The sequence below is a fragment of the Streptomyces sp. NPDC054956 genome (assembly GCF_053609185.1).
Genome location: NZ_JBSGXB010000378.1, coordinates 1 through 6,369, shown reverse-complemented (window position 1 = coordinate 6,369; position 6,369 = coordinate 1). Strand labels below are relative to the sequence as shown.

At 72.6% G+C, this 6,369-nt stretch carries 6 protein-coding genes; 3 read left to right on the top strand and 3 right to left on the bottom strand.

All coding sequences use genetic code 11. The features are described from left to right. Positions 1-173: 173 nt before the first annotated feature. The gene (locus tag ACWGDE_RS34520) at positions 174-1,520 is read right to left on the bottom strand and encodes an FAD-dependent oxidoreductase (protein ID WP_453393009.1); all 1,347 of its coding nucleotides are present in this window, start codon (positions 1,518-1,520) and stop codon (positions 174-176) included. Between the two features lie 278 nt (positions 1,521-1,798). On the opposite strand from ACWGDE_RS34520, the gene ACWGDE_RS34515 reads away from it, so the two are divergent. The 3 genes from ACWGDE_RS34515 (at position 1,799) to ACWGDE_RS34505 (ending at position 4,987) form a co-directional block, all read left to right on the top strand. Then, positions 1,799-3,085 (top strand): DegT/DnrJ/EryC1/StrS family aminotransferase, encoded by a 1,287-nt coding sequence (locus ACWGDE_RS34515; protein WP_453393008.1) that lies wholly within the window; start codon positions 1,799-1,801, stop codon positions 3,083-3,085. Next, positions 3,082-4,278: a DegT/DnrJ/EryC1/StrS family aminotransferase gene (locus tag ACWGDE_RS34510; protein WP_453393007.1), complete on the top strand. Its 1,197-nt coding sequence runs from the start codon at positions 3,082-3,084 to the stop codon at positions 4,276-4,278. The genes ACWGDE_RS34515 and ACWGDE_RS34510 overlap by 4 nt, the downstream gene beginning before the upstream one ends. 256 nt (positions 4,279-4,534) lie before the next feature. Beyond that, a complete protein-coding gene (locus ACWGDE_RS34505; RefSeq protein ID WP_453393006.1) occupies positions 4,535-4,987 on the top strand; it encodes a hypothetical protein in 453 nt (150 codons plus the stop codon). 249 nt (positions 4,988-5,236) lie between these two features. Here ACWGDE_RS34505 and ACWGDE_RS34500 read toward each other — a convergent pair whose 3' ends face one another. Next, positions 5,237-5,509, bottom strand: coding sequence for an acyl carrier protein (locus ACWGDE_RS34500; protein ID WP_453393005.1), 273 nt, complete (start codon positions 5,507-5,509; stop codon positions 5,237-5,239). Between the two features lie 161 nt (positions 5,510-5,670). Further along, positions 5,671-6,369, bottom strand: a 699-nt coding sequence (gene metK / locus ACWGDE_RS34495; RefSeq protein ID WP_453393004.1) for a methionine adenosyltransferase, incomplete at its 5' end; no start/stop codon positions are given.

Sequence of the window (6,369 nt, the reverse complement as noted above, 5' to 3'; positions counted from 1 at the left end):
ACGACCATGTTGCTCAGCCGGAAGCCCCGGTGCTGCCGGGGGCGACGGGGCGTGCGGGCCGCCGCGGTCGGTCGTGGCGGCGGCTTGGGTTCCTTGCATGTGACTCGTGACTCCCGTCGAGTTCGTGGGGTGACCCGGCCGTACGGCTCGGCCGTACGTCCCGGCCGTACGCCTCAGTCGTTGGCGGTCAGCACGCCCGCGGCCCGGATGCCGGAGAGCATCGCGGCCTCCGAGATCGGGGAGGTGAAGTAGTCGCCCGCGAAGACGACCGGGGGCCGCTGCAGGCGGATGACCCGGGCGGACTTGCGGTAGCGGCCCGGCGCGGGAAGGGGCATCGCCCAGGGGCGCACCGCGATCTCGAAGGGCTCGGCGTCGGCCGGGAAGTCGGGCCACAGCTCGGTGACCAGGCGGCTCGTCTCGGCGAACTGCTCCTCGGTGGAGCACTCCAGGAGGCGGCGGGTGGCGGCGCGGCCGGGGTAGACGAAGGCGAGGTGCTTCTCGACCGCGTTGCCGTTCTCGTCGCGGACCGTGCGCGGGAACGTGATGATCGTCTTGACCGCGGGGTCCTCGGCGCCGGCCGCCACGATGTGCGCCTCGGAGGGCATGCTGCTGGCGTCGACGAGGTACGAGACGGAGAGCGCGGGCTCGTACTCCTGGGTCTCCAGGAAGTCGCGGGTGTCCTGGCCGACGACGCTGCTCGGCAGGGACGCGGCGAGCTTGGCGGCGGTCGGGGCCTGGGTGGCGACGACCACGTCGTCGAAGACCTCGGTGGACAGGGTGCCGTCCGCGGCGCGGGTGGAGATGCGGACCTTGCCGGCCCCGTCGATCTCGAGGTCGGTGACCTCGGTCTCCAGGCGGATGTCCGCGCCCTTCGCGTTGTTCTCGGCGATGATCTCCATGCCGTTGCGGAAGACGTAGAACTTGGCGCCGGCGACCTGGGCCTGCATGGCGCGGACGTGGGCGGCGGAGATGTCCTCGCAGCGCCACAGCCAGAAGGACTCGATCTCGGGGCGCAGCAGGTTGTCGAAACCGCGCTGGCTCATGGTCTTCAGGGCGTACTCGGCGGCGGTCGTGCCGTCGTCGAACGGGGCCAGCTTGACCGGGTCGAAGATGTCCAGCTGCTTGCGCTTGAACGTCTCCTTGATGGTGCCGTACAGGAAGCCCAGGCGGTCGCGGAGCGAGACGTGCTCGAAGGTGAGCAGGGACTTGAAGGAGTCGGAGAGCAGCTCGGCGGGGCGGCCCTTGTCGACGACGATCACGTTGTTCGACATCTCGACGAGCTGGTCCTCGAGACCGTACTCGCGGATGCGCTCGAACATGATCTTGTAGAAGCTGGTGAACCAGAGGTTCACGCCGACGTCGGGCTCGATCTCCGGGCGGTGCCAGGAACGCGCACGGCCGCCGAGGCCGGCGCCCGCCTCGAAGATGACGACCTCCCGGCCGCTCTTGATCAGTTCTTTGGCGGCGGCACAACCCGCCATGCCACCACCCACGACAGCAGTCCGGCGTCCACGGGACATGAGAAGGCACCTCCGGTGCGTGTACTTCACTGGTGATTTCGGGAGACCGGCCCGGCGCGGAACCGGATTCCACGAACGGCCGACGAAGACACGTTCCGCCACGACCGGGCCGCATTTGAATGGCAGACGCATGGCAGGAACCCGCTATCCACGGCTTCTTGCCATCGCCCTTGCCTCCCCGGTGGCAGGCCCTTGCACCCCGATTGCCCTACAGCCGCACCTTGTTGCCGATCTAGCGTCGAGTCGCGACGACGTCGGACGCCAGCGAACGGAGAGACATGGACAGCGGTACGGCAGTGCGCGGCCATGACCGGCCCACACCCCCCTCGGACCCGCCCGTCGCCTGCTTCACCCAGGCGGCGTCCTTCGACCGGATGTGGCCGGTGGTGCGGCGGCACATGGGGGACGTGCTGGACCGCGGCGTCTACTCCGACGGCGCCAAGAGCCGTGAGCTCGAAGGCCGTATCCGCGAACTGACCGGCGCCCGCTACGCGTTGGCCGTCGCGGGCGTCACCGACGGGCTGGTGCTGCTGCTCAGGGCGGCCGGCATCGGTCCCGGCCACGAGGTGGTCGTCCCCGCCCTCGCGCCCGTCCACGCGGCGAGCGCCGTCGTCCAGACCGGGGCGCACGTGGTCTTCGCGGACGTCGACCCGGACACCTACGGGCTGGACCCGGCCTCCCTGCGTGCGGTGATCACCCCGCGCACCCGGGCGGTGATCCCGGCCCGGCAGTTCAGCGGACCGCTGCCGGGCGGGGCGGGCGACGCGGAGCTGTTCGCCGTCGCGCGGGCCCACGGGCTGCTGGTGTTCGAGGACGCCGGGGACGCGTGGAGCGCCGCGCGCCCCGGAAGCGGCGCGGGCGGCCCCTCGTACGGGGACGGCGCCGCGGCCGCGGCCCCGGCCGGATCGGGTGGGGTGCTCTCCTTCGACCCCGCCGGGGCGCTGGGCGCCCTGGGCGACGCGGCGATGGTGGTCACCGACGACCCGGCGCTCGCCGGGACGGTCACCGCCCTGCGCAACCACGGCCGCCGGCCCGGGTCCAAGCCGCTCCCGAGCGGCCTCGCGGAGGTCGCCGAGCAGGGCGAACTCGTCGGCACGAACGCCAAGATGGACGATCTGCAGGCCGCGGTCGTACTGGCCCGGCTCGCCACCCTGGGACCGTCCGCGGCACACCGGGACGAGCTGGCCCGGGCGTACGCCGAGGGCCTGGCCGGACTGCCGGGGCTGCTCCGGACACCGGCCGCCCGCGCGGACGCCGACGAAGACGCCCGCACCGGCGCCCGCGTCCCGGCCCCTTCCCGGTACCTCGTCGAGGCCGAGGACCGCGACGCCCTGGCCGCCCACCTGGCCGCCCTCGGCATCGGCACCGCGATCCCGGTCCGGCGTCCGCTGCACCTCCAGCCCGCCTTCGCCGGCTCCGCCCGGCCGGAGGGCTCCCTCCCCGCCGCCGAGCGGGCCGCCCGGCGGCTGCTGGCGCTCCCTCTGCATCCCGATCTGACAGCGGACGAAGTCGGCCGGGTCTGCGCCGCCGTCCGCTCCTTCCCCACCGGAGACCCGACACCGTGACCCTCATCGACCATTCCTTCGCCGCACCGGCCGACGCCCACCCGGCCCCGCCGCCGCCCGCGGCGCCCGTACCGCCGGACCTGCCCTATCCCCCGCCGGTCCCCACCGAGGAGGAGCGGGCCCTGCTGCTGGACGCCTTCCACGAGGTGGCCACCGACCCCGACCAGACCTTCGTACTGGGCCGCAGGACCGCGGAACTGGAGCAGCGGCTGCGCGGCCGGGCCCGGGTCGCCGACGTCATCGCCTGCGGCAGCGGAACGGGCGGGCTCATCCTCGCGCTGCGCGCCCTGGGCGCGGGACCCGGCGACGAGGTCGTCGTCCCCGCCTTCGGCGCCGAACCGCTCGCCTCCTCGGTGCTCGCCGTCGGCGCGACACCCGTCTTCGCGGACGTGGAGCCGGACACGATGGTCCTCGACGTGGCCGACACGGAGCGGCGCATCACCCCGCGCACCCGGGCGATCGTCCCGGCGCACACCTTCCAGTCCGTGGCCGACATGCCCGCGCTCGCCGCGCTCGCGGCACGGCGGGGGGTGGCGCTGCTGGAGGACGCGGCCGTCGCCATGGGGGCGAGCCTGCACGGCCGCCCGGCGGGCTCCTGGGGCGACCTCGGCCTGTACTCGTTCTTCCCGGTCAAGCCGTTCGGCATGGCGGGCGAGGGCGCGGTGGTGCTGAGCGACGACCCCGGCCTGAGCCGGACCCTGCGCCTGCTCCGCGACCACGGCCAGGACGGAGAACTGCCGGGCCTCTACCGGGAACCGGGCATCGAGAGCCGCTTCGACGAGGTCCAGGCCGCCTACCAACTGGCCCGGCTGGACACCCTCGACGGCCGTCTGGCCCGTCGGAAGATCGTCGTCGACCACTACGACGCGGCCCTGTCGCCGCTGCGCGCGCACGGCCTGGTCGTCCCGGACCAGGGCCCGGACATCAGCCCCTGCCTCTACGTGTACGCCGTCCAGACCGAGCAGCGCGACCGGCTCGCCGCGCACCTGGCGGCGCGGGGCATCGGCACCCGCGTGTACTACCCGCTGCCGCTGAACCGGCTCCCGCAGTTCGCCCCGTACGCGGAGCACGCCCCGGCGCTCCCGGGCGCCGACCTGGCCTCGGACCGCCACCTGGCGCTCCCGCTCCACCAGCACATGACCCTCGCCCAGGCCTGGCGGGTCACGGACGCGATCCGCTCCTTCTTCGCCTGACCCGGCCGACCCCGGCCGACACGCGACGCCCCCTCCCCGGCCCAGAGGGACGGATTCCAGCGGTTGTCGCACCACGTGGTCGGTGTCATCCGGCCATGAGGTGTGTCTGCAGGCACTCGGCTGAGGTTTCTCAGCCGAGTGTTCTGCGTCGGCGGCCGTTGAGCTCCGCGGGGGCTTCGTCGTTTTCGGGCCCGGCTCTGGAGAGATCGACTCCCGAGATCTAAGGTGCACGCCACCCGCATCCCAGGAGGCCCCCGTGCAGGAGAACCGAGAACCCCGTGCCGACAGGACCGGCGCCGTCATCGTCGTCGGCCTCGTGCTCCTGGTCGCCGGCCTCCTGATCGCCGCCTCCATCGCCGACAGCGGCAGGCCTCCCGCCTCCGCGTCGCCCACGCCCACACACAGCTACACCCCCCTGTCCAGATACACCCCCGCTCCCGAGCCGACGCATCCCTACAGCAACACCCCGGCCCCCACCTACGACTACCCCCTGACCACCACCGCCCCGTCCACCTCGACCAGCCGCCGCCGGGACGCATCCGGTGCCCAGGCCCGCTGGGACAGCATGTCGCCCACCACCCAGCGGATGAACTGCCAGGACTACCGGGACATGGGGGGCGCCTGGTATCGCGGAGTCCTTGTGGGAGCAGGCGAGACGAAGGAAGAAGCCGCCGCCATGGTCGACGTGGTCGCCCGAGAGTGCGGCTGACCCGGCAACGGCGCTTCAGGACTGCGGTGTTCGTGCGGCCGGAATCGAAAGCGCCTGCCTGTCCATCGCCACGATCCGCAAGGCCGAGCAGGACCGGGGGCAGATCTCGCTGCCCACCCTCCTGCGGCTCGCCCACACCCTGGGTTCGGACATCTCCGTGATCACGGGCCAGCAGGCTCCTCGGAGGTCGATGCTCGCGGATGACCGGATCACCCTGCGCAAGCCGTCGCGCACAATCCACGACACGGTTCAGGAGCGGGCGGGGGTGACCGGGAGGGGGGAGAGGTAGCCGACCAGTTCGTCGATGGTGGGGTGGTCGAAGACCAGGGTCGAGGGGACGATCAGGCCCTGTTCGTCCTCGAGGTCCCCGCACAGGCTCAGGGCGCAGACCGAGTCCATGCCGTACGCGGCGAGGGGGGTCCGGGGATCGAGGCTCTCGGCCGGGCGGCCGAGGTAGAGCGCGAGGCGATCGGTCAGCCAGCCGCGCAGTTCTCCGGCCACCCCGGTTCCGGACGTGGTCATGGCTGGTCCTCCTGTCCCTAAAGGTCGCGGCCCGCAGACCGCCGCCCCTGGATGGTCCCGGCGCCGGCTAAAGGGGCACTTGCGGACGGCACGGCAAGGCCGCGGCGGCCCGTACCGGGTCGCCGCGGCCTCGGTGAGCGCCGGGCTCCGCCGGCGGATGCTCAGCGGCCGGCTGCGGCCTTCAACTCCGCGACGCGGTCGGTGCGTTCCCAGGTGAAGTCCGGCAGCTCGCGGCCGAAGTGGCCGTAGGAGGCGGTCTGGGCGTAGATCGGGCGGAGCAGGTCGAGGTCGCGGATGATCGCGGCCGGGCGCAGGTCGAAGACCTCGGCGACGGCCCTCTCGATCTTCTCGGCTTCGACGGTGGCGGTGCCGAAGGTCTCGACGAACAGACCGACGGGCTCGGCCTTGCCGATCGCGTACGCGACCTGGACCTCGCAACGCGAGGCCAGACCCGCGGCCACGACGTTCTTGGCGACCCAGCGCATCGCGTACGCGGCGGAGCGGTCGACCTTGGACGGGTCCTTGCCCGAGAAGGCGCCGCCGCCGTGGCGGGCCATGCCGCCGTAGGTGTCGATGATGATCTTGCGGCCGGTCAGACCGGCGTCGCCCATCGGGCCGCCGATCTCGAAGCGACCGGTCGGGTTGACCAGCAGGCGGTAGCCCTCGGTCTCCAGCTTGATGCCGTCCTCGACCAGCTGCGCCAGCACGTACTCGACGACGAACTCGCGGATGTCCGGGGCCAGCAGCGAGTCCAGGTCGATGTCAGCGGCGTGCTGCGAGGACACCACGACCGTGTCGAGGCGGACGGCCTTGTCGCCGTCGTACTCGATGGTGACCTGGGTCTTGCCGTCGGGACGCAG